The organism is Hymenobacter psoromatis (assembly GCF_020012125.1).
Lineage (GTDB): Bacteria > Bacteroidota > Bacteroidia > Cytophagales > Hymenobacteraceae > Hymenobacter > Hymenobacter psoromatis.
In genome coordinates this window covers 955,488-978,382 of the sequence record NZ_JAIFAG010000001.1, presented here as the reverse complement: position 1 = coordinate 978,382, position 22,895 = coordinate 955,488, and the positions used below count along the sequence as shown (strand labels likewise).

At 61.5% G+C, this 22,895-nt stretch carries 20 protein-coding genes and 1 tRNA gene; 10 read left to right on the top strand and 11 right to left on the bottom strand.

The features are described 5' to 3' along the window. Positions 1–82: 82 nt before the first annotated feature. The 3 genes from LC531_RS04125 to LC531_RS04115 all read left to right on the top strand — a co-directional run bounded on the left by LC531_RS04125 (position 83) and on the right by LC531_RS04115 (position 2,932). Positions 83–481: a response regulator gene (locus tag LC531_RS04125; RefSeq protein ID WP_223649057.1), complete on the top strand. Its 399-nt coding sequence runs from the start codon at positions 83–85 to the stop codon at positions 479–481. An 86-nt stretch (positions 482–567) separates the two neighbouring features. Next, positions 568–1,335, top strand: coding sequence for an MBL fold metallo-hydrolase (locus LC531_RS04120; RefSeq protein WP_223649056.1), 768 nt, complete (start codon positions 568–570; stop codon positions 1,333–1,335). A gap of 34 nt (positions 1,336–1,369) precedes the next feature. Continuing rightward, the gene (locus tag LC531_RS04115; protein ID WP_223649055.1) at positions 1,370–2,932 is read left to right on the top strand and encodes an NFACT RNA binding domain-containing protein; all 1,563 of its coding nucleotides are present in this window, start codon (positions 1,370–1,372) and stop codon (positions 2,930–2,932) included. A gap of 46 nt (positions 2,933–2,978) precedes the next feature. Here LC531_RS04115 and LC531_RS04110 read toward each other — a convergent pair. Beyond that, positions 2,979–3,060, bottom strand: a tRNA-Leu gene (locus tag LC531_RS04110). A 212-nt stretch (positions 3,061–3,272) separates the two neighbouring features. Between LC531_RS04110 and LC531_RS04105 the strand changes: the two genes are divergently transcribed. The 3 genes from LC531_RS04105 to LC531_RS04095 all read left to right on the top strand — a co-directional run bounded on the left by LC531_RS04105 (position 3,273) and on the right by LC531_RS04095 (position 4,952). Further along, the gene (locus tag LC531_RS04105; RefSeq protein ID WP_223649054.1) at positions 3,273–3,743 is read left to right on the top strand and encodes a low affinity iron permease family protein; all 471 of its coding nucleotides are present in this window, start codon (positions 3,273–3,275) and stop codon (positions 3,741–3,743) included. A gap of 103 nt (positions 3,744–3,846) precedes the next feature. Further along, the gene (locus LC531_RS04100) at positions 3,847–4,311 is read left to right on the top strand and encodes a hypothetical protein (protein ID WP_223649053.1); all 465 of its coding nucleotides are present in this window, start codon (positions 3,847–3,849) and stop codon (positions 4,309–4,311) included. Positions 4,312–4,421: 110 nt separating this feature from the next. Next, a complete protein-coding gene (locus LC531_RS04095) occupies positions 4,422–4,952 on the top strand; it encodes an MOSC domain-containing protein (protein ID WP_223649052.1) in 531 nt (176 codons plus the stop codon). A 214-nt stretch (positions 4,953–5,166) separates the two neighbouring features. Here LC531_RS04095 and LC531_RS04090 read toward each other — a convergent pair whose 3' ends face one another. The 3 genes from LC531_RS04090 to LC531_RS04080 form a co-directional block, all read right to left on the bottom strand. Next, complete coding sequence (locus LC531_RS04090) at positions 5,167–6,567, bottom strand: RtcB family protein (protein WP_269808154.1); 1,401 nt, start codon at positions 6,565–6,567, stop codon at positions 5,167–5,169. Positions 6,568–6,628: 61 nt separating this feature from the next. Beyond that, complete coding sequence (locus LC531_RS04085) at positions 6,629–7,936, bottom strand: PcfJ domain-containing protein (RefSeq protein ID WP_223649051.1); 1,308 nt, start codon at positions 7,934–7,936, stop codon at positions 6,629–6,631. 1,024 nt (positions 7,937–8,960) lie between these two features. Continuing rightward, positions 8,961–10,490, bottom strand: coding sequence for a TROVE domain-containing protein (locus LC531_RS04080; RefSeq protein ID WP_223649050.1), 1,530 nt, complete (start codon positions 10,488–10,490; stop codon positions 8,961–8,963). A 702-nt stretch (positions 10,491–11,192) separates the two neighbouring features. On the opposite strand from LC531_RS04080, the gene LC531_RS04075 reads away from it, so the two are divergent. Then, positions 11,193–12,212 (top strand): hypothetical protein, encoded by a 1,020-nt coding sequence (locus LC531_RS04075; RefSeq protein WP_223649049.1) that lies wholly within the window; start codon positions 11,193–11,195, stop codon positions 12,210–12,212. A 78-nt stretch (positions 12,213–12,290) separates the two neighbouring features. Here the strand turns inward: LC531_RS04075 and LC531_RS04070 are convergent, their stop codons facing one another. From LC531_RS04070 to LC531_RS04050, 5 genes are all read right to left on the bottom strand, one after another. Beyond that, a complete protein-coding gene (locus LC531_RS04070; protein WP_223649048.1) occupies positions 12,291–12,587 on the bottom strand; it encodes a putative quinol monooxygenase in 297 nt (98 codons plus the stop codon). Between the two features lie 126 nt (positions 12,588–12,713). Further along, entirely contained in the window at positions 12,714–13,427 is a 714-nt protein-coding gene (locus tag LC531_RS04065; protein WP_223649047.1) for a PD-(D/E)XK nuclease-like domain-containing protein, read from the bottom strand. A gap of 160 nt (positions 13,428–13,587) precedes the next feature. Continuing rightward, positions 13,588–14,973, bottom strand: coding sequence for a DUF4270 family protein (locus tag LC531_RS04060; protein WP_223653845.1), 1,386 nt, complete (start codon positions 14,971–14,973; stop codon positions 13,588–13,590). Beyond that, complete coding sequence (locus tag LC531_RS04055; RefSeq protein WP_223649046.1) at positions 14,957–16,081, bottom strand: Kelch repeat-containing protein; 1,125 nt, start codon at positions 16,079–16,081, stop codon at positions 14,957–14,959. The genes LC531_RS04060 and LC531_RS04055 overlap by 17 nt, the downstream gene beginning before the upstream one ends. A gap of 347 nt (positions 16,082–16,428) precedes the next feature. Further along, positions 16,429–17,643, bottom strand: a complete 1,215-nt coding sequence (locus tag LC531_RS04050; protein WP_223649045.1) for an ABC transporter permease — start codon at positions 17,641–17,643, stop codon at positions 16,429–16,431. 202 nt (positions 17,644–17,845) lie between these two features. Between LC531_RS04050 and LC531_RS04045 the strand changes: the two genes are divergently transcribed. The 3 genes from LC531_RS04045 (at position 17,846) to LC531_RS04035 (ending at position 20,582) form a co-directional block, all read left to right on the top strand. After that, complete coding sequence (locus tag LC531_RS04045) at positions 17,846–18,940, top strand: exo-beta-N-acetylmuramidase NamZ family protein (protein WP_223649044.1); 1,095 nt, start codon at positions 17,846–17,848, stop codon at positions 18,938–18,940. 107 nt (positions 18,941–19,047) lie between these two features. Beyond that, on the top strand, positions 19,048–19,980 hold the full coding sequence (gene fmt / locus LC531_RS04040) for a methionyl-tRNA formyltransferase (RefSeq protein ID WP_223649043.1): 933 nt from the start codon (positions 19,048–19,050) through the stop codon (positions 19,978–19,980). 104 nt (positions 19,981–20,084) lie between these two features. Beyond that, complete coding sequence (locus tag LC531_RS04035) at positions 20,085–20,582, top strand: dihydrofolate reductase (protein WP_223649042.1); 498 nt, start codon at positions 20,085–20,087, stop codon at positions 20,580–20,582. 163 nt (positions 20,583–20,745) lie between these two features. Here the strand turns inward: LC531_RS04035 and LC531_RS04030 are convergent, their stop codons facing one another. Together LC531_RS04030 and selD are read right to left on the bottom strand one after the other, a co-directional pair. Then, positions 20,746–21,648, bottom strand: a complete 903-nt coding sequence (locus LC531_RS04030; protein ID WP_223649041.1) for a glutamate--tRNA ligase family protein — start codon at positions 21,646–21,648, stop codon at positions 20,746–20,748. Between the two features lie 131 nt (positions 21,649–21,779). Further along, entirely contained in the window at positions 21,780–22,838 is a 1,059-nt protein-coding gene (selD, locus tag LC531_RS04025) for a selenide, water dikinase SelD (RefSeq protein WP_223649040.1), read from the bottom strand. Positions 22,839–22,895 lie beyond the last annotated feature (57 nt).

Sequence of the window (22,895 nt, the reverse complement as noted above, 5' to 3'; positions counted from 1 at the left end):
GTGACGGACCTTTACCCCCATTCCCTGCTTTATTACTTCGTTCCACTATATTTTTTTCCAGCTCCTACCCCTCCTTTTGCTTATGGCTCCCGACTCTCAACCCAAAACAATTCTCATTGCCGAAGACAGCTCAGTTATTCTGAGTTTGACGCGCAAAATACTGGAGCAGCAGAAATACCGGATTGTGCTAGCTAAAAATGGCGGCGAAGTGCTGCGCCAGCTCGAAAGCCAGCTCGAAACTAACCCCGTGGACGGCGTGCTGATGGACATCAATATTCCCATCAAAAACGGCTTGGAGTGCACCAAAGATATTCGCAGCCACGCCGACCCGCGCATCAGCGAGCTGCCTGTAGTAGCCATCACCGGCAACGCCAACAACTACTCGCTGGAGCAGTTCCGCGAGGCCGGCATTACCGACTATCTACCCAAGCCTCTAGATTTTGATGCCCTGGTGCGGGTAGTGCGCCAGTACGTCGGGTAGCTTTTTTAGCCGTTAGCTGCTAGCTGTTAGCCGTTAGCTTTCGTTCAGATAAAAAAGCTGATAGCTAATGGCAAACAGCTAAAAATATGACGCTGACGTTTTTAGGGACTGGCACTTCGTCGGGGGTGCCCATGATTGGGTGCGCCTGCCCGGTGTGCCGCTCGCTCGACTACCGCGACAAGCGGCTGCGCGTGGCGGTGCACCTGGCCGTAGAGGGTCGCAGCCTGGTAATTGATACCGGCCCCGATTTCCGGCAGCAGATGCTACGGGCTCACATCAGCCGGCTCGATGGCATCTTGTTCACCCACGAGCACAAGGACCACACGGCGGGGCTCGACGACGTGCGGGCCTTCAACTTCCGGCAACAGCAGGAGATGCCCGTCTACGCTGAGCCGCGGGTGCTGGCGCAGCTCCAGCGCGAGTTTGCCTACGTGTTTGCTGAGCATAAGTACCCCGGCGTGCCGCAGGTGAGCCTGCACCCCATTGCCGACGACCAGCAGCCCTTCGACGTGCTGGGGCTGGCCGTGCAGCCGCTGCGCGCCCTGCACTACAAGCTGCCCGTGCTGGGCTTCCGGGTGGGCGACCTGGCCTACCTCACCGATGCCAACCAGTTGCCCGCCAGCACAATGGACCAGTTACGCGGGGCCGATACCATCATCCTCAATGCGCTGCGTCACGAGCCGCACATTTCGCATTTCAGTCTGAGCGAGGCCGTGGCTGTTCTGGAAGAGCTAAAGCCGCGCCGGGCCTACCTCACCCACATCAGCCACCAGCTGGGCCGCCACCGCGAAGTGGAGGCTACCCTACCCCCCTGGGTGCGGCTAGCCTACGATGGGTTAGTTATCAACTGCTAAGCAAGGAGTTAGCGACTCACTGCCTGCCCCCGCCATGCACACCAACTACTACTTCCTGCGCCAACTGGCCCCGGCCCTCACCGAGCGGCTGCGGGGCTACCGCGTGGCCAGCTGCTTTTCGCAGGAAAAAGACGAGCTAGTGGTGAGCCTATTGGACGAAACGGGCACTGAGTTTTGGTTGAAAGCGCAATTAGGGGCGGCTTTCCCGGCGCTGGCGCTACCCGAAAGTTTCCACCGCGCCCGGCAGAACTCGGTGGACTTATTGCCCGAGTTGCTGGGCCGCACGGTAGCGCGCGTGGAGGTGTGGCCGCAGGATAGAGTGCTGCAATTCACGTTTGTGGAAGATGCCGCCACGCTGGTATTCAAGCTATATGGGCCGCGCCCGAATGCTATTTTTCGGCCTACACCAGGCGCGCTGGCCCAACTGTTTCACCAGCGCTACGCCGCCGATGCCGAGTTGGCCCCGGTCCCTACCCCCCTGCCCAGCCCGGAAGGCAGTAAGCTGCCCCCGGCGCTGGCCGACCTGCCGGCCCGCTTCCTGCGCGAGCAGCGCGCCTACGACCAGGTTCCGGCCGGCCGCAAGCAACAGCTAGTTGCTGAGCTGCTTATGGAGCTAGAAGACCCGGCTCATTACTACCTCATTTACCTCGATGGTCGCACGCGCCTGAGCCTGGTGCCGCTGGGCGAGGTGCTCGAAACGCTGCCCGGCTCCGACCCTATCGGTGCGCTCCGGCGCTTCGTGCCGCTGGCGCTGGCCCGCCGCGCCCTCGAAACCGAGCGCCGCCAGCTGCGGCAGCTGCTCACGCGCCGCGCCGATGAGGCTGGCACTAGCGCCCACCTAGCTGGCCAGCGCCTGCACGCGCTGGCCCACGAGGCTGGCTACCGCCACCGCGCCGACCTGCTGATGGCTAACCTGCACGCCATCGCCCCCGGCGCGACGCAGGTAGAAGTCGTGGATTTTTATACTAGCCAGCCCGTCATTCTCAAGCTCAAGCCGCTCGAAAAGCCCCAGCGCACCGCCGAAAACCTCTACCGCAAAGCCAAAAACCAGCAATTGGAAGAGCAGCAGCTCCGCACCCGCATCGATGCCCGCGAGACCGAGTCACTGGCCGCCCTAGAACTGCTGGAAGAGCTGGACGCCCGCCCCGAGCTAACCGAGCTACGGGCCCTGCGCGCCTGGCGCAAGCAGCACGCCCTCGACCCTAGCCCTACCCCCCTCAAAGCCGCTACCGAGCTGCCATTCAAGGTATTTGAGGACCACGGCTTTACCATTTTGGTGGGGCGCAACGCGCAAAACAATGACTTATTAACCCAGAAATACGCCCATAAGGACGACCTCTGGCTGCACGCCAAGGACGTAACAGGCTCGCACGTCGTGATTCGGCACCGCGCGGGACAACCGGTGCCCGAGCCGGTAGTAGAGCACGCCGCGCAGCTGGCCGGCTGGTACTCGCGCCGCCAGCACGATTCGCTGTGCCCGGTCACGGTCACGCCCAAAAAATTTGTGCGCAAGCCCAAGGGCGCGCTACCCGGCCAGGTAGTAGTAGAGCGCGAGCGTGTAGTGCTGGTAGTACCCGGCAATCCGTTTGAGAAGTAGCCCATTACGAAAAAAGCCCGCTTCTCAGCGGGCTTTTTGGTTGAAGTGCGCGCGGGGAGATTCGAACTCCCACACCCGAAGGCACCACCCCCTCAAGGTGGCGTGTCTACCAGTTTCACCACGTGCGCAATTGGCAATCGGTAACTTGTGTTCGGCGCGGAGCCGGCTTTGCTGAGGCGGCGAAGCGGGTGCAAATGTACTACCGAGTAGGCTTTACTTGCAAGCGGCGGTTTTTTAGCGACCAAGCTACTGATTCAGGCAAGGCTCATGCGCCCAGCCGGTACTTGGCAGAGTTTTAGCGTCTTGCTGGCTGCTGACTTTTTGACTTAGCTTTTTTATTATGATTCCTCACCCTGCCGCTGGTAAAAAAACGTCTGTTTTTGGTCAGTTTGCTGAAAAGACTACCAAGTACTCGGGCACAACCAGCGTTTTCGTCGGGGCCGTGGCGCTAGTGCTGCTGTGGGCCGCCACCGGGCCGCTGTTTAAGTACTCCGAAACCTGGCAGCTGGTTATTAACACCAGCACTACCATCATTACTTTTCTGATGGTTTTCCTCATCCAGCGCGCCCAAAATAAAGATTCGCTGGTGGTGCACCTGAAGCTGAATGAGTTAATAGCTGCCACCAAAGGGGCTAGCAACCGCCTCATCAACGCGCAGGATTTTTCGGAAGAAGAAATTCGACTTATTCACCAGTTTTATTGTTTGCTAGCCGATAAGGCCAGGGCCGACAATGACCTCGGCGAAACTCACTCGGTCGAAGAAGCCGAAGACAACCACCACGACAAGCTGGCCGCCCACCGCGCCGATTAAGGGTGTTGGCTTATTGCTTGCTGGTTGCCGCTTATTAGCTGTTGCTTGTTTAGCAGCGCTTCCGTATCGGTTAATAATCAGTAACCAACACTTACCACTCAGCATGAATCAAGCGCACTGGCACCTACTTTTCAACCATGCGCCCATTTTCGGAGCCCTGGCGGGCGGGCTGCTGCTGGCCGCCGGCCTAGGGCAGCGGCAGGTGGCCGTGCTGCGCGCTGGCCTTTGGGCGCTGGTGCTGGCCGTAGGGGTAGGGCTGCCGGCCCAGCTCACCGGCGCGGGCGCGGCCCTAGTTATTAAGGATATGCCTCGTGTGAGCCAGGCGCTCATCCAAAACCACGCCCACGCGGCGCGGCTAGGCTACTGGGTATTGGTGGCCACCGGCACGCTGGCCTTGCTGAGCCTGGCGATGTTGCAGCAGGGCGCGCCGCGGGCGCGGCAGTTGGCCTGGGCCACGCTGCTCGGTGCGGCCCTGAGCTTCGGCCTGCTAGCGCGTGCCGGCAACCTAGGCGGCCAGATTAGCCATCCCGAAATCCGCGCGGGTTTCGGTACGCCCGATGAATTGTAAGGCAAATTTCACCTTACCAAAAGATATGCAGCAAGCTGAAACTTGCCATCTTACAAGTAGCTCCTTTTCTCTTGCCCACTTACGGCAAGCTAAAGCTCACCCTGCACATTATGCCTTTTCCTTTTTTTGGGGATGATAAATCGACGGTAGCACGGCTGCTGGTTACCCTACCCCAGGTGGGCCGGCTGGAGTGGATAGGCCTGCGCCCGGCCCGCCGCACTGCGTTGGAGGCCGTGCTGGAGGCGGAGGTTATCACCGACCGGCACCTGGCCGGCGACCACGCCAGCCCCAAGGCCGGTGGCAAGCGCCAAATTACGCTAATTCAGCAGGAGTACCTGGCGGCGGTGGCCGGCTTTTTGGGGCTGGCTGGGCCGGTAGCACCCGGCCGCCTGCGCCGCAATCTGGTAGTGAGCGGCCTCAACCTACTGGCACTTAAGGGCCGACAAATTCAAATCGGTGAAAATATTATTTTGGATATTACCGGTGAGTGCCACCCATGCTCGCGCATGGAGGAAGAGCTGGGGCCCGGCGGCTACAATGCCATGCGCGGTCACGGCGGCCTCACGGCGCACATTGTCCAGGGCGGCCACCTGCGCGTGGGTGATGTTGTGCGAGTGCTACCCCCGGTGCCGACGGCCTAACGCCGGTGTTAGGTACTTTTAGCTCGCTAGGAGCGCTGAGGATGGTGCAAGATGCGCAGGAATTTATCGGTGCGCACGGCGCAGGCAGAGGCAATAAAAAACCCGCAGCCAAAGGCAACGGGCTTTCCTGAGCTATGAAAACACGGCTCTGGCGAGCCTATTGTACTCTACGAAGCTGCGTAACCAGCCGGATTTACCCGTTGGGAACTTTTTTTCAAGCGCCGTCCATCCGCACAATTTTGGGCGTGAAGGAACCCAGCACATCCACCAATTCGCGCTGGCTGGCCATCACGGTGTGAATGTCTTTGTAGGCCTGCGGGGCTTCGTCGAGGCCGCCGCCGAGCAGCTCCACGCCGTGGTCGGCGAGCTGCCGGCGCAGGTCGGCTTCGCCGATTTCGGCCTTGGCGCGGGTGCGCGACAGCAGCCGGCCGGCCCCGTGCGAGGCCGACGACAGCGACGCCGCCGCGCCCCTACCCCGCACAATAAAGCCGGGGGCCGTCATGGAGCCGGGGATGATACCAAGCACGCCCGCGCCGGCCGGGGTAGCGCCCTTGCGGTGCGTGATGACCTCGCGGCCATCGGCCAGGCGCTCCTTCCAGGCGAAGTTGTGGTGGTTTTCCACTTTCGCCAGGGGCTTTTCGCCCAGCGCCCGCGCCAGGCGGCGGTGAATCTGGTCGTGGCAGGCCGAGGCGAAATCGCCGGCCAGGTTCATGGCGGCCCAGTACTCCTGGCCGGCCTCGGTGTCGAGGCCCAGCCAGGCGAGGTGCTGGGCCTCGCCGGGCAGCTGGCACACGTCTTTGGCGAGCTTGGTGTAGTGCTCGGCAATGCCCGCGCCCAGCCCCCGCGAGCCCGAGTGCGAGAGTACGCCCACGTACTGGCCGGGGGGTAGGCCCATGTCGTTGGCCGGGTCAGTGATTTCGACAATCCCGAACTCCACGAAGTGGTTGCCCGAGCCCGACGTGCCCACTTGCTCGGCGGCGCGGTCGAGCTTGTTTTTCAGGAACGGAATGGCCTGAAACGTATCGCTGTGCAGCACCGCGTGGTCGAGGCGCTGGCCCCGCTCCCAGCTACGGCCGCTGCCGAAACGGGTGTTTTCGAGCAGCAGGTGGCGCACTTCCTGCACGCGCTGCGTGAGGTACTTGGCCGGCAGGTCGTACACGGAGAGGGCCATGCGGCAACCAATATCCACGCCCACGGCGTAGGGAATCACGGCATTGTCGGTGGCCAGCACGCCACCGATGGGCAGGCCGTAGCCGTGGTGGGCGTCAGGCATGAGGGCACCGGCCACGGTCACGGGCAGCTTCATGGCCGTTTCCATCTGGTGCACCGCGCCGGCCTCGATGTGCTCGGCGCCGAAGGTGACGTAGGGCTTGCGCGCCACCAGCTCGATGTGCCGCGCCACGGGGGGTAGCAGTGCGGCGGCAGTATGGCTCCAGGCCAGGTCGGTCAGAAAATCGGTGGGCGTCGCCAGAATTGCTCGCAGCAATTCCAGCTGGTCGGCCTGGGTCAGGCGCTTGAATTCTTTGCGCTGCAACTGCGCCAGCGCCAGCCCGATTGCGCGGCCCTCGGGAAATCCGAGCTGCCGCAAGTCATTGCCCCGTAAAATAGAAGCCATTGTTTTGAGAGTTAAAGGCTGGAATGGCAGGCGGCACCAAAGCCTTGCAGCCAAGTAGTTATCAGTTGAGAATGCCCTCCCACACGTAATCGTCGGCCGTGAGGCGTTCTTTTTGGAGCCAGTGAATGAGCCATTGGCGTTCGAGGGGGGTAGGGCGGCGGTTGTACTTGCCCCGCGCCTGCACCAGCTGGTAATCGGGCGTGATTTCGAGGGTCAGCATGCGGCTGCCGTTGAAGGTGAGCGAGTAGATGCCCCGCCGCCCGCGCTGGCACTGGTGCACGTAGGACGCCACGCAGTGGTGCATGTGGCGGCCTTCGTCGAGCAGCTCGGGGTAGCTGCGCAGCTGCCGGATGTGTACCCAGTCGCCGTCGCCGCCCGCAAAATCGGGCACCGCCAGCCCCGGCCACACGGCCGCCAGCAGCTCCTGAAAGCGCGGGTGGCGCCGGGCCGGCCCCAGCGTGCGGAACCAGCGCGCCGTGTGCGCCAGCAGCGAAGCCAAGCTGCGGCCCCGCAGCGAAAAGCCAGGCTGCGCGGGCTCGACCAGATTGCCCACACGGCGGCGGAAGTGAATCCAGTCGCAGACCGGGCCAAATTGCCAGGCATCGACGTCGGGCTCGGCCCGAAACAGGTCGAGCACCGCCAGCCACAGCGCATCGTCGGGGCCAATGGGCTCGCGCCCCAGCCGCGAGTCGAGCACTACGCCCAGCCACTCGGTGGCGTCGCGGGCCGCCAGCTGCGCATAGCGGTAGGCTTCCTGGAACGTGCAGCCATCCGGCGCCTGGCGCAGGCCGTGCTCCAGATGCTTGGTGAGCGGCGCGGGCAAACCCTCGAAGCTGCGCAGCGACTGGCCCCGGCCCAGGTGCAAGAACAGTAGCGTGAGGTCGACGCCCGCGTGCTGTGCCGGCGCCCTACCCCACCCATTGAGCATCCAGCCCGGCACATCGCCAAACTGGTCAAAAAGGTGGCGCACCAGGCTATCGAGCTGGTAAAAAGCGTTTTTGGAGCGCGGCTGCCAGCCGGCCAGCTCGCGCACCCGGCACGCAAAGTGCAGGCCTAGCTGAGCCAGGGCCGGGGCCAACTCGGGGCGGTCCAGCAAGCCGGTACGGCACTTGACTAGCTGGCTGAGAAAGTGCCGAATGCGCCACTGCTCGTCGGCGGGTCGGGTGGCTACGCAGTGGCGGTGCAGCTGCGCCAGGGCCGAATGCGGCTCGGCCTGGACCCCGATAACCTGCGCGGCATTAGCTGAAAAAATAAAGGAAAGCTGGCGGGCCGGCGGCCATTTTTGCCAGGGTAAATGCTGCGCTAAGGCAGTGGCAGCCAGCAGCGCCGTGCGCGCTTGAGGCGATAAAGGTTTGTTGCGGTTGGCCATGTGCCAGGGGCGCGGCCCGAAATTCCGGCCGCCAGGTTAGGTGGGTGAATATGCCATGCGAATGGGTCGGAAATGAGAGTATTTCTGGACATAAAAAATGACGGATTTGAGCGTGAAAAACGAGAAAAACTATACCGGGCAACGGGCGGCGCGCCACTAAATGTGCTCTAACCAACTGAGCTACCATGGGCCGAACCCACGAACGGGAATCGAACCCGCGACCGCACCGTATTGAACGAAGTAAGGCGCACCTACGGCACCGGTATTAATAAGCTAAATCTATTCGGGGCAACAAGCGTCCGGCCGCTATATCCTGCTCTACCTGGCTGAGCTACAGCCGCTACCGAAGCAGCGGCCAGCGGGATTCGAACCCGCGACCTGGCGATTAAGAGTCGAAGTATGGCCGGGCTACGGCACCCAACTAAATTGAAACGAGCAACGGTTAATTACTCGAAAAACGGAAAAATAATTTCTGAAAAACCGGGGCAATAACGGGCAGCCACGGGCTGGCCCTACCCCTGCGCAAACGCAGCATGGCGCGCCGTGCTACTTCGGGAGTCGAACCCGCGACCAGCCCAAGGGGGAGCGAAGGATGGCTGCGCAACGGCACCCGGTCGAATCAGAAAAAAATTAGCAACTCCAAATTCAGGGCAACAAGCGGCCGGCGTATCTGCCGCTACCGAAATAGCCGCAGTGGGATTCGAACCCTACGGCTTGCGCCGACAACCACGAAGTAACGCCGAGCCTACGGCACCTGAAAGAGAGGGAGTTGGGGGACTGGTTTGGAACGGGCCGCCGGAGCAAACAGGGCCCCGGCGGGTAGCCGTTCCGGCCAGCGGCTGCCATTAAGGGGTCAGCCGTGTGCCTAAGTCGGGAATCATAGAGCAGATTCGTGTAAAGGGTAAAACAATTAGTTTGCCAGTTTTGGTATATCCGAATAAAATTAACTTATTCGTAACCTACTTATTGACTGACGCGACCGGCCGGGGTTTTCGCTTTATTGCCCGGCCGGGCCGCTTGGTTTTTAGAGGTCAATTTTCTCGATTTCGGTGAGCGCGCTACCCCCCGTTTCGAGGGCGGCGAGCACGTCGAAGATTTTATCGGACCAGCCGGCGATGAGGGCCACGCCGTGCTCGGCGCGCACCTCGAGCGGGGCGGTGCCGTGGCCAGCCAGGTCGAAGAGGTAGAGGCGGGCCTGGGGAGCCACGTTGGCGCGGTAGGCGGCCCATTCCTGGGCCAGCGTGTTGCCCTTGCCGGCGCTATCCCAGAGCTGGCAGTCGGTGAAAATCATGACTTTATCCACTACCTCGCGGCGTTGGCGCAGGTCCTGCACCACGAGGTGGCCGTTGGTAGCGTAGCCGACCTCGCCCTCGCGGCGGTACAGTTCCTGCACGTTGCGCAGCACCTGGCCCTGGGGCAGCGCCACCCGCTTCCAGGTGTTGCCGAAGATGCCGGTAACTACGTGCTGGCAACGGCTTTGCAGCAACATACCCAGCACTAGGCCCACGTCGTAGAGCAGCACCTTGCTGCGCGGCGAAATAGGCTGCTGCATCGAGCCCGACACGTCGCAGGCCACCACCACGCGGGTGTCGGCCCCGAAACCGCGCAGGTTGCGGGCACTACCCCCGATAGCGGCCTCAAGCGCGGCTAGCACCGGGGGCGCCGCGCCCACTTCCAGGGCCAGTACCTCGCGGTAAGCGGCCAGGAAGCGGAAGGGCAGCTGCCGGGCGCGGGCCACCTGGCCGGCATCGGCGAGGGTAGCGCAGGCCAGGGCCAGCGTATCGGCTTTTACGTTGGCTTCCAGCAAGTTGCGCAGGTTGCGCAGCAGGGCCATGTAGCCCAGGCGGCGGCTGGCCACCAGCGTTTCCCAGGTGCTAGTGAGGGCCGCCTGCCGCTCAGCGGGCGAGGGGTAGGCGACTTGCCCGGCGGCCGACAACTCGGTTTCCCAGGTGTAGGGCACCGGTAGCGTGCCGGCCACGAGCTGGTCGAACACCGCTTGCTGCGCCTCGTCGCGGGGCTTGGGGTGCACTAAAAACAAGGCATCGCGGAGGCGCACGGCTGCCCCGTCGCGGTCGTACTTGGCCAGCTGGTAGGCATCAAACTTATTGAAAGCCAGCGCTAAGCCGTGTTGCACCTGCTTGGAGAGCCGGCCCAGGACTTTTGGGCCGGTGCGGCCGTTGGCCTGGGCATAAAAGGCCAGTAGTTCGGGGATTTCGTCGGCGCGCTGCACCACCCGCGCCACCAGGCGGCTCACTAGGTTGGTGCCCCGATGCAGGCGGGCCAACTCCACGGCCAGCACCAGCGGCACCGAGCGCAGGTAAAGCTGCTCGCGGGCATACACCGCCAGCCGGGCCACAAACTGCGGGTCGCTACGGGCCACCAATTCGCGCAGGCGGACCAGGCGGGTGTCGGCCGACTCGTAGAACTGGTCGCTTAGGGCGGCCGTGGCCACGGCGGCGTACAGCTCCTGGGCCGGAGTGAGGGGGTAGGCGGGGGCGTTTTCGTGGTTGCGAACCAGCGCGGTGTTGCTGCGGAAATTAAGATTGAAACGCATGACAGGAATAGGTAGCGGGTGGGGAATAGGTTGAATTACTTACGATTTTATTAATTAGCAATCTGCATTGGGCATACCTTTCCTAAGCAAATAAAAACTAATTCTTAGTTGTGAAACAGACACAAAAAAACCCGGGTTTCGAGGCCGGGTTTTTACTATCGCTGGGGTCTTACCGATTACTTACCGGTGTCGAAGCCACGAAGAAAAACCACGGGGATACCCATCTCGCCCGGCTAGGCCGAACTGCGACTGGGAATAGGCAGGCAGGGAGCTGGGGCAGGAAATGAGCATCGGGAGAATGGGCTAAGCGGCTGATAACCGGCTAACAACAAAAAACCCGAGCTGCAAGGGCTCGGGCGGCGATAATTTTAGCGAAAGCTAAAATCAGGCAAACGTACCGAGCCGGAGCAGCATTTCTGGCTGCTTTTTATCCGAATTGCGCAAGCTTATCAGGTGGTGGTACATGGTGTTTGGGTTTTTAGTATGACAAAGATGGGGTAATTATTCCACTTGTGCAACTATTCGTTAATTAATTTTTTAATTATTTTTCAGGAGACGATAATTGAGATAATTAAGTCGCATTAATTAATTCGGCAGCAACGTGAATTAAGATGCAAAGAAAGAAGAGCACTTCCTTATTGCGCCCTGCTTCGCGAAGGATAAAACTGGCGCCGGCCGGGCCAAGCCGTATTTTTGTGCGACGTGACTGATTCCACTTTTCTCCAGCGCCAATGGCTGCCCGACCGGGTGGCGACGGCGGCCGTGGGCTCGCCGGCCCAGCAGGCATTTCGAGCGGCGATGGCGGCTATTGAGGCGTTGCGGGCGCAGCTGAGCACATTGCGGGCGGCGCAGGCGGCTATGCGCCAAACGTACTGGCGGCAGGTGGGTCCGGTGGCCGCTGCCGCCGTAGCGGCACGCCGGGCGCTGTATGCGCCCCTCGAAACGGCCTTGACTGATGGTCATCTCAGCCGCGCCGAGATGGTGCAGGTGACAGAGTTGCTAGTGCATAACGCCCACAGTCTGGAAAGACGCTTTGGGGAAGATGAGGGTGAAATACTGGCACGCTACGCGCCTACCCCGCCCATGCCCGACGACGAGGTGGCCCCTACCCCCCTGCCTCCGGCCGAACCGCCCACTGCGCACGAGTTGCCGCATGAGCGAGCGGCCGAGGTAGCGCGTGCCCGCAGGCAGCAGCGGAAGCAACAGCAGCGCGCTACCCAGGCGCAGGCCGCCGAAACCGAGGGCCAGTCGCTGCTGCAAAATACCAAAACCGCTTACCGGCAATTGGCCCGCCTGCACCACCCCGACCGCGCGGCTCAGGCCGATGCGGCTACCCAGCAGGCTCAAACGGCGCTGATGCAGCGCATTACGGCGGCTTATGCGGCTGGTGATTTGGCCGCTTTGCTGGCGCTGCTAGCTACCAGTGAGGCCCCTACCCCCTCCTCTAGCCCCGAAGCCGATGCATTGCTGCGGCGCTATACTGCCGCGCTGGCGCAACAACAGGCGCAGCTGACTCAGGAGCTGGCCGCCGCCCAGCGCCCCGTGGAAGATGCGCCCTGGAGCGGCACCGAAAAGCAGCAGCGCACCCGCTTACGCCAGATTAAGCGCGACCTGCGGGCCGAAACGGACTACCTGGAGTATCTGGCGCGGCAGCTGCAAGAGCCAGCCAGCCTGCGGCAGCTCCTACGTGAGCTAACTGTTAACGAACTGGCGGGCTTTTGATTAGAAAAATAGCCGCCCCAACGCGCTAGGGCACTGGGGCGGCTGACAGGCTTGGCTTAGCGCTGGTGGCGTAAGCGGCTATTTATTAGCTAGTACATCTACCATCTCGATAGCGGGGGGGCTGGCCCACAGGTCGGCGTGGGTGCCCAAGGCAGCGGCTACCTGGCCCGCCAAGTGGGCCTTGCGGCCTTCCTCATCAGGAAACGTATCGAAGATACCGAAGGTAGAAGGGCCCAGCCGCAGGGCATACCAGGTAGTGGTAGCCGGTTCGGCCTGCACGATAGGTAGGGCCCCAGCCAGAAAATCAGCTACGGTTTGTTCGTGACCGGGCTTCACTTCAAGGCGCACCAAAAGGGCTTTTTTAACGGTATTCATGTGGGAAATAAAAAGATGAAAGAGTCGCCTGGCCCGCGGCGACGGGCAGCACAACCAGTAGGTTGCCCCAACTACTTCCAGCCCAGCTAATTGTTTAGCTTATTTATTATCGGGCCTAAGCTACGGCTACGCGCCGTGGCCCAGCGCGGTGGCAGCGGCCCGCACGGCCTCGGCTCGGTAGGCGGGGGCCGTGGCGGGAGCGCGCAACAATTTTAACAGGTGCATGTACTTGCGGCGACCTTCGGCCAGCATATCGGCGGGCACTTCGAGTGGGAATACACCAAAGGGCTCTACCTTCTGCACGCCTACCAGCAGGAAGCGCTCGGCGCGCAGGGCATCGAGGTAGAAGGCGGCCTGGCGGTCGTAGTCATAGTAGCTGCATTGCAGCCGGAAGTGGTCGGCGTCGCGGGCCATTGTCGTCTTGAAGTCCACGACGGTGTAGGGCTGGTCGGACTGGTCGAGCACGAGGTCGGCACGCAGCTTACAGAGCGTACCGGTAGTGGGCTCGGTGAAGATAGCACTGCGCTCGGGGTGGCCCTGGTCGAGCAGGCGGCTTAACTCCTGGTTCAGCTTTACCCCCTCCACCAGCCACCAGATGAGCGTGTCGTTGAGGCCGGGCTGGCCGGGCTGGTAGTCGGCCGGCTCCAACAGGGCGGTGTGAAAGGCCGTACCGAAACTCAGCGCGCCCGAGCCCGAATCGAGGCGCGGCGGACGGCCTTCGAGGGCATCGCGCAGGCGCGAGAGGTCGGAATTGGCGATGGCGGGTAAAGCGCGGTAATCGTCGTAGGAAACGCGCAGCAGGTCGGGGCGGGCGGTGGTAGAGGGCAACAGGTTGGACACGCGCCTTTAACTACTTTAGCGAGCTCCTAGTTTCTCCCGTTCTTATTTCCTCCGATTGCTGATTTTATAGCGCAACAAAAAGCCCGGCGCTTCTTTAGCAGAAGGGCCGGGCTTTCGAAAACTTAAAACCAGAAATCAGGAATTTTAAAACCGGAAGCCGTTAATTAGCTGTGATAAAGTACAGCCGCAGCTTTAGCTTATTCTGGGTATTGCGCGGGCCACCGAGCACTACCCGGTTGGGTAACGTTGATGTGACCGACGACAGCAATAACCCATTGTTCGGGATGTTGCGGTTGATAACGGCCTGGCAATAGGCAGCCATCGGCCAGGAATAAACGCTTTGCTCGATGTTGGTCTGGGCCGAAATACCCGTTAAGGAGGGTACGCCAACCACTTGCTTCCCAGTGGCATCGATTCCTGAATTCAGGTAAATATTTATAGGATGATTACTGGCGTCGGTGAAATAAATTGTCAGGTTAGGCGGCAGCGGGGCGAAGGGAGTGATGCTACCTGGGGGAACGAGGGCGGTGAGGGCCGTCGCGCTGGTAACCGTAATATTCTGACCAAACTGCTGCACATCAGTCAGATATGGAAACTCCAGGCGGGTTTGCAGCCCCAGCGCGCCTTCCACGAACGTTTGCTCACCAGTAAGCGTCGAGCTAATGCCTTGCAGCGATAACTTGGGTAGGTTGGGCGTACCGGCAGTACTCCGGTTAGCTTTTATCTGATAGAAGTGCCGAGCCGCCGGGGTAAACGAGGTGCTAAGCACGGCGGTCGGGTTGGTGGGGTCATGGTAGTACAGAATCATCGCCGACCCAGCGGCCGAAGCGCTCATGCGCACAATGGCCGCGTTGTCGGCGGCAGCGGTCGTTAGCACCAGGCCCGGCAGGTAGGCCACGAAGGCATCCTGGGTAGCCAACTGGCCAGCCTGCGCTTTGGCCAACAGGTCGCGGCCAAAATCATCATTCAAGGGCAGGCGTATGATATCCGCGTTTGGCCGGGCGCGGCGCACGGGGGCTGCCCCTTTATTGAGCAGCGTGGTAGAGTCGTAGTTGACGGGTGTGAACCGGGGCGCGGCAAACAGCGGCTTGATGTCCGAAAGCTGGTCAATAAGCCGGTGCACCTCAAACAGCGTCTGCGTCTTGGTCGTATCGCCGTAGCGGTAAGTATCCGGCTTAAGCGTCAGCGTGAGCGAGTCGTACACGAAGGTCGGGTCGGGCTGAAAGGCACCCATCAGGCCCAGCCGGAAAAAGCTCTTAGCTGTGAGCGTGCCCAGTAGGGGGTCGGAGTAGCGGCCTACCAGCAGGTAGTCCGAGCCCGACGTTACCACCGAGTCGCGCAGCACGGTGGAAGCGCGAATCGTCAACGTATCAATTAGGTACGCCCCTGTGTTAGTCTGGGCGTCAGGCAGGCCCACGCCAATGCTGGACACATCCTTTTTACAGCCCACGGCCAGCAGCCCCAGCACCAGTAGTAGCGCGTAGGGCAGGCGAAGCCAGGGGCGCGGCCGGCCGGAACCGGCCGGCACCTTACTGCTGTGCTGCACTGGGGTCAAATTTCCAGAAATCATCGAAGCGAGAGCTACCGCTACCACCCGTACCCACGTAGCCATAATTACCAATGCCAAACGACACGGCCGAGTTGCGCCCGACGCCGCCACCACCCGTGAAGGTGAAGGGGTTGGTTACCGTCCAGATATCCATAGTAGGGTCGTAGGCGTAGCAATCGGTGCGCACGGCGCTATTGCTACCCAACGTCACGTAGCCCAAGTTTCCAATTACGAACGAGGAAGCGTAGGCGCGGGCCACGGCGCTGTAATCATACGAAGTGGTCGAGTTACTAATGTTTTGCAGGTTATTCAGCTGAGACCACTTGCCAGCACCGCCATTACCGGCCGGGTTGTACGACCAGAAATCGGGGCTGTAGAGGTTATTGTTAATGCCCGTGCCCATGTACATCTGGCCGTTAATAACGAAGGCTACGGCCCCAATGCGCTTTGTACCGGGGAACCCAGCAGTTAACCCCGTCCAGGTATTTTGGGTAGGGTCGTACTTATAGAAATCGTTCTCGTTGTTGCCGTCGTAGCCCGTGCCCACGTAGCCCATATCGTTGATGCTGGCGGCCACCGCGCCGTAGCGACCCGAGCCGTTCGGGGTCGGGAAGTCAGCTACTCGCGTCCAGCTACCAACCGTGGTCACATTCGTCGTCACCGTGTTCGGGGCCGTGCCCGTGACGGTGGGCGTGATAGTATTTACGGCCGGGTCGAATTGCCAGAAGTCGCTCAGCGGGTTCGTGCCGTCGTAGCCCGTACCCACATACCCCTTGCCGGCGGCCGAGAAGGCCACGGCATTGTAGCGCACGCCGGCGGCAGCGGGCATCGGAGTCACCTTGTTCCAGCCACCGGCAGCAGGGTCCAGGGAGTAGAAATCATTGTACTTCTTAGCATTCATATCAATACCGGTGCCCACGTAAGCCACGTTATTGATGACAAAGCTGACGGCGTTGCTGCGCTGAGAGCCAGCGAAAGTGCTGGCTTGCGTCCAGTTGCCCAGCGTAGTGGTGGTATCGTCTTTGTGGCAGCTGGCCAAGCCCAGGCTGCCTAGTAGCGTTAGTGCCAGCACCAGCCGGCTTGCTCGTAGAACGAGGTTTTTCATGAAAAAGAGAGGTTGTTATAGCGTCAGGAGGCGGCGAGGCGGGAAGTTGGTTGCATCGCGCTTAAAAGAATGAAGGGCCTCATTCAGCCCGCAAAATTACGGTTTTAACCGTACTCCACCTAATACCGGGCAAAAAGTTCGGAGTTAAGGGTTAAGAATTAAGCGTTTAGAGCTTGCGTAAAAGTTTTTTTCACTGCGAACGTAACGCGACAAGCACATTCGCCCACTGCTCCTAACGACGATGGTTGGATGCAATTGCTTCGCGGGTTCGCAATGCCAACCGGCTTTTGCGTAAGACCTTAACTTTTAACTCCTAATTTTTAACTTCTATTTTTCTGCCCTACCCCCTAATCGAACCGGATGGCGACCATCGGCTTGATGCGGGCAATCAGGTAGGTAGGAATCACTACCGACAAGATGGACGCGCCCAGGGTGGCGGCGTTGAGCAGCAGCAGTACGCCAAGGTCCCAGGCAATGGGTACGCGGTCCATGTAGTAGTTTTCGGGGTCGAGGGGGATGATGCGAAAGTGATACTGCAACCAGCAGAAGGCCAGCGCGAACACGTTGCCGATAATCAGCCCCCGCACCGTGATAGCCAGGCCCCGGAAAAAAAACATCTCCCGAATCTGGTTGTCGGTCGCCCCAATAGCTTTCAGAATGCCAATCATCTTGGTGCGCTCCAAAATCATGATGAAAATGGTGGCCACCATGTTGAACGTGGCCACGAAGATTATCAGAATCAGGAAGATAATAACGTTGCGGTTGAGCAGGCCCAGCCAGTCGAACAGCTGCTGGTACTGGTCGGTTATCTTCTCGATACGCACCTCGTAGGGCAGCTGCTCATAAAACTGGTCGAAGGTGTGGTTGAGGGCGCTGAAGTCGCGCAGGCGCACTTCGAGGCCGCCCACCAGGGAGTCGGGCCAGGCGTTCAGCTCCTGCACCTGGCGCAAATCGCCGAGCACGTACACCTCATCAAACTCATCGAGGCCGGTCTGATAAATGCCCGCTACCCGAAACTTACGCACCCGCGGCGGCTGCTGAATAAAGTAGAATACCGCCGGGCTACCCACGCTTAAACGCAGCTTATCGGCGATTTTGCGCGAAATCACGATGTCGTCGCTGGCCGCCGAGTCGGCGAAGGTGATGAACCGGCCGGCCACCATATTCTGGCGCATGGCGCTGAGGCCGTGCCGCTCGCTCACGCCCTTGAGCACCACGCCCAGCACCTCGTCGGGGGTTTTGATGATGGCCGTTTTGCGGGCAAAGGGTTGCACCGAAGCCACTTGGGGGTAGCGGGCCAGCACGCGCCGCAGCTCGGGCTCGGAAATGGGGGCCACTTCGAGCGAGTTGTTGGTATCGTAGCGCGAGAGCTGCAAGTGCGCCCCGAAGGAGAATATCTTTTGCTGAATTTGCTCCCGAAAGCCGTGTAAAATCGAAAACGAGACTATCATCACGGCAATGCCCAGGGCAATGCTAACGGTAGCGATGCGCGTAACGGAGTGGGTAAAGGAGCCGGTGTCGGCCCCATCCATGCGGCGCGATATGTAGCGGGCGGTGTTCACGAGTGGGCGTAAAGCTACGGCCGCGCCGGGCGTCGGGCGGGGGGTAGGGCGCGTTTCTTACGCAGCAGGCTACTTTTGAGCCATGACGAGATGGTTTTTATTAGCGGCGGGGCTATTGACTAATTTGGAATCAGGCATAAATAACAAAGAATTACTAGCTGCTAATTCTTCATTCCTCCTGTCAAATTCCAAATCTCCCCTAGTGGGTGCCGCGCAGCTACCGCGCTACCTGCCGCTGCTGCGGGGCCAGCGCGTGGGCCTGGTCGTGAACCAGACTTCCCGCGTGGGCCGCACTTACGTGGCCGACACGCTGAAGGCGCTGGGCGTCAACCTGACCGCCATTTTTGCGCCCGAGCACGGTTTCCGGGGCGAGGCCGCCGACGGGGCCACCATTGCCAACGGGCGCGATGCCCGCACTGGTGCGCCGGTGCTGTCGCTCTACGGTAAAACCAAGAAGCCTACCCCCGACATGCTGGCCAATGTGGACGTGCTGGTGTTTGATATCCAAGATGTTGGCGTGCGGTTCTACACGTTCATCAGCACCCTGCACTACGTACTGGAGGCCGCCGCCGAGCAGGGTAAGCCGGTCATCGTGCTGGACCGGCCCAACCCCAACGGCGCGGTAGTGGACGGCCCGGTGCTGGAAGCCCAGCATCGCTCGTTCGTGGGGCTCGACCCGCTACCCATCTGCCACGGCCTCACGGTGGGCGAGCTGGCCCGGATGCTGAATGGCGAAAAGTGGCTGGCTGGCGGTCGGCAGTGCCGCCTCACGGTGGTGCCCGTGGCGGGCGGCTACACCCACGCCACGCCCTACCCCCTGCCGGTGCGGCCCTCGCCCAACCTGCCCACGGCGCGGGCCGTAGCGCTGTACCCGAGCATTTGTTTATTTGAGGGTACTAATGTGAGCGTGGGGCGCGGCACCGACCAGCCGTTTGAGGTAATCGGCGCGCCCAGCCAGCCAGCGGCGCGGCCTTATCAGTTTACGCCCCAGCCCAACGCCGGCTCCCCTACCCCCCCCCTCAACGGCCAGCGCTGCTACGGCCTCGACCTGCGCCAGCCCGCGCCCGGCGCGCCCAGCGAGTTTTTCACGCTGCGCTATCTGCTTGATTTTTACCAGCAAAGCGCCGACAAGCCACACTTTTTCACGAAGTATTTCGAGCAGCTGGCCGGCACCGACTCCCTGCGGGCCCAGGTTATCGCGGGTCGCTCCGAGGCCAGTATCCGCGCCAGCTGGGAGCCGCGGCTGGGCGAGTATAAAGCCTTGCGCAAGAAGTATTTGTTGTATCCAGATAAGTAGAGACGCGACCCTTCACGTCTCTCGGCGTTGTTTGTCCTAGCGGCCAATCTCTTTTCTGCACCAAGAGACGCGAAGGGTCGCGTCTCTACGTTGTTCTATCCTACCCCATGCCTACCCCCCTGCGCCTCATCTTCATGGGCACGCCCGATTTTGCCGTGCCCACCCTCGAAACCCTGCTCACCCTGCCCGAGGCGGAGGTGATGGCCGTGGTCACCGGGCCCGACCGGCCCGCCGGGCGCGGGCGGCAGCTGCACGCCTCGGCCGTGAAGGTGGCCGCACTGGCCCACGGCCTGCCCGTGCTGCAGCCCACTAATTTGAAAGACCCAGTCTTCCAAGAAGAATTAAAACGCTACGCTGCTGATTTGCAGGTAGTGGTAGCTTTTCGGATGCTGCCCGAGGCCGTGTGGGCGATGCCGCGCCTGGGCTCGGTTAATATCCACGCCTCGCTGCTGCCGCAATACCGCGGCGCGGCCCCCATCAACTGGGCCCTGATGCACGGCGACCAGGAAACGGGCGTCAGCAGCTTCTTTCTACGCCACGAGATTGATACCGGCGACCTCATTTTGCAGGATAAAATCGTCATTGCACCCGCTGATGACTTTGGGTCTTTATATGATAAGCTGAAGGTGGCCGGCGCGGTGCTGGCAGCCCGCACGGTGACGGCCATTGCGGCGGGCCGCGCGCCCAGCACCCCGCAGCCCCCTACCCTCCACCTGCGCCCCGCCCCCAAACTGACCAAGGAAACCGGCCGGCTCGACTTCCAGCGCCCCGCCCAGGAGCTGGTAAACCAGGTGCGGGGCCTCGCGCCGGCCCCCGCCGCCTACACGGCCCTGCCCGATGGCCGGGGCCTGAAAATATTGCGCGCCGCCGCCCTGCCCAGCCCTACCCCCCCCGCCGGTACCTGGGCCACCGATGGCCGCCAGCACCTGCGCGTAGCGACCCCCAGCGGCTGGCTCGACCTACTAGAAGTGCAGATAGAAGGGAAAAAGCGAATGTCGGTCGAAGAGTTTTTGCGGGGTAATAAGTTAGTTTTGAGCTAAGAGGGTTTATGCAAATCGGCTGTCATTGCCGCGCTGCGCTCGCAATGACAGCCGATTTGCCAACCTCTTTGATAACTGATAATTGCTAATTGCTAATTGAAAAGATGGTTTCTCTGATTGTAGCCGCGGCCGACGACGGCGTAATCGGCCGGCAGGGCCAACTGCCCTGGCACCTGCCCGCCGATTTGAAGCACTTTAAAACCCACACCCTGGGCCGCCCCGTGGTGATGGGCCGGCGCACGTTTGAAAGCATCGGCCGGCCGCTGCCGGGCCGGGCCAACATTGTGGTAACCAGCACGCCCGCCTGGCCGGCACCGCCTGGCGTGCTGCTGGCCCACTCGCTGCCCGACGCCCTGGCCCTGGCTGCCGCCCAGCCCGGCGGCGAGGAGGTCTGCGTTATCGGCGGCGGCGAAATCTACCGCCAGGCGCTGCCCGCCGCCGACATGGTGCACCTCACCGAAGTGCACACCACCGTGCCTGATGGCGATGCCTTCTTCCCCGCGCTCTCCCCCACCACCTGGCGCGAGGAAACCCGCGAGCGCCACGAGCCCGACGAACGGAACGCGCTGGCCTACAGCTTCGTGACGCTGAGAAGACGGTAAAACGGTGAAGTCTGGTGTTTTAACCGCGCGATGAGTGCAGGGTAGAATCTGAAAAATTTTATTTCTTACTGGCCGCCCCGAACGTGTGATGGTGCATGCTGACCAAAGGTGAAATTCGCTACTCGTGCGCAGCAAGATGCCCGGCTATTCCCCCTGCGCAACGTTACTGAATCATAGCACTCGTGCTGGGTCGCGGCGCAGCGGCGAGCGTCGCCAGCGACTCGCCCGCCGCGGGCGGCAGGCCCAGCAGCCGGGCCACGGCGCGGTATACTACGGCCGGCCCCTGGGTATGGCCCAGGATGCCCGCGTCGCCGGTGACCTGGGTCGATTTACTGAGCTTCTGGCCAGTGGCATCAGTCAGTAAATCATGGTGAAAAAAGTGCACTTGTCCGCCATTAAAGGGCTGAGTTTCGGAAAGCTGGGCCGCTAGCCAGAGCTGGGCGGCCGTACTGGGCAGCAAGTCGAGGCCCCGCACGACGAGCGTGGTGCCCAGCCGTAGGTCATCTACTACCGAAGCTAGCTGGTAGGCCGCTACCCCGTCTTTGCGCCGCACGATGAAATCGGGCATCGCCGCGGCCAGCGGTACGCGCACGGCGCCTTGGCCGCCATCCGCGAAGTCAATGACGGTACCAGCGGGCACCTGCGCCCGCCAGGCCGCCCCTGGCGTGGTTAGCGGCACGGCCCTACTCCCCGCCGTGCTGGTGCGGGTGCGCTGGCTGCCGCGCACCAAGCCCGGCTGCTGGGCCAGGCGGCGCAATATGCGGTTGTAGTCGGGCAGGTGCAGCAGCTGCGAGTGGTACCGCAAAAAGTCGTCGGGCCCGGTGGGGCCGTGGTCGTAATCTATTTTCAGCCAGTCAATTACCCGAAAAATATTTTCCAGATAAATCCGCCGCAGCCGGGCGCGGTCCAGGTCGTCGATGCGCAGGTGCAGCGTGCCGCCCGCCCAGCGTACCAGTAGCCAGGTTAGCACGAAGTTGACCGCATTGCCGAGGTGCAGATAGCCGCTGGGGGTAGGGGCCAGACGGCCGGTTGGTGCTTGTGGAGTTTTATTTTTAACGTTTGTCATTGCGAGCGCAACGGAGTGAAGCGCGGCAATCGCCCCAGAACAATGCTGGAACGAGTCGTGCGAGTATCGTTCTAGGGCGATTGCCGCGCTCCACTCTGTTGCGCTCGCAATGACAAATGATTCTCTTAAATTTATTCCACCACTATCCACGGCTCACCCTCGGGGTGCGCCCGCAGCTCACCGAAGCTTTCCAGCTCCAAACCATGAGCCGCGAAGATGGCCTGGGCGGCAGCTTCGCTGGCCGGCTCCACGGCCACCAGCAGGCCGCCGGAGGTTTGCGGGTCGCAGAGGTAGAATTTCTGCTCGTCGGTGAGCGGGCCTACCTTGTGGCCGTAGCTCTGGAAGTTGCGCACCGTGCCGCCCGGCACCGCGCCTTGCAGCAGGTAGCGCTCGGCCTGAGGTAAGCGCGGCACTCTTAGGTAATCGATAACGGCCTGTACGCCACTGCCTTCGCAGACCTCGGCCAGGTGACCCAGCAGGCCGAAGCCGGTAACGTCGGTCATGGCCCGCACACCGGCCAACTCGCCCAGCGCGGCCCCGATTTTGTTGAGCTGCCGCATCTGGGCCGGGGCCACGTCGGCATCTTCGGGCCGCAGAATTTCGCGCTTCTGGGCCGTGGTTAATATCCCTACCCCCACTGGCTTGGTGAGGTAGAGGCGGCAGCCGGGCACGGCCGTGTCATTGCGCTTGAGGTGCTTTTCATCAACCAAACCCGTGACGGCCAGCCCAAAAATCGGCTCCGGCGAGTCGATGCTGTGGCCGCCGGCCAGCGGAATGCCCGCCTCGGCGCAAATGGCGCGCGCGCCCTCCGTGACGCGGGCTGCTACCTCTGGCGCGAGCTTATCAATGGGCCATCCCAGCACCGCGATAGCCAGCAGCGGCCGCCCGCCCATCGCGTACACGTCCGAAATGGCATTGGCCGAGGCGATGCGCCCGAAGTCGAAGGCATCGTCCACGATGGGCATAAAAAAATCGGTGGTGCTGATGACGCATTGCCCAGCTTGGCCGGGGAGGCGGTATACGGCCGCGTCGTCGCGGCTGCCGTTACCCACCAGCAGGTTCTCGTAGTTGGGCTGAGGTAGGCTACTGTGCAGAATCTTATCGAGCACGCTGGGCGCGATTTTGCAGCCGCAGCCCGCGCCGTGGCTGTATTGGGTGAGGCGAATGTGGTCGAGGTCGGGGGTAGTCATAAAGTAATCGTTTTTTAAGGGGAACGTCATGCTGAGCTTGTCGAAGCATCTCTACTG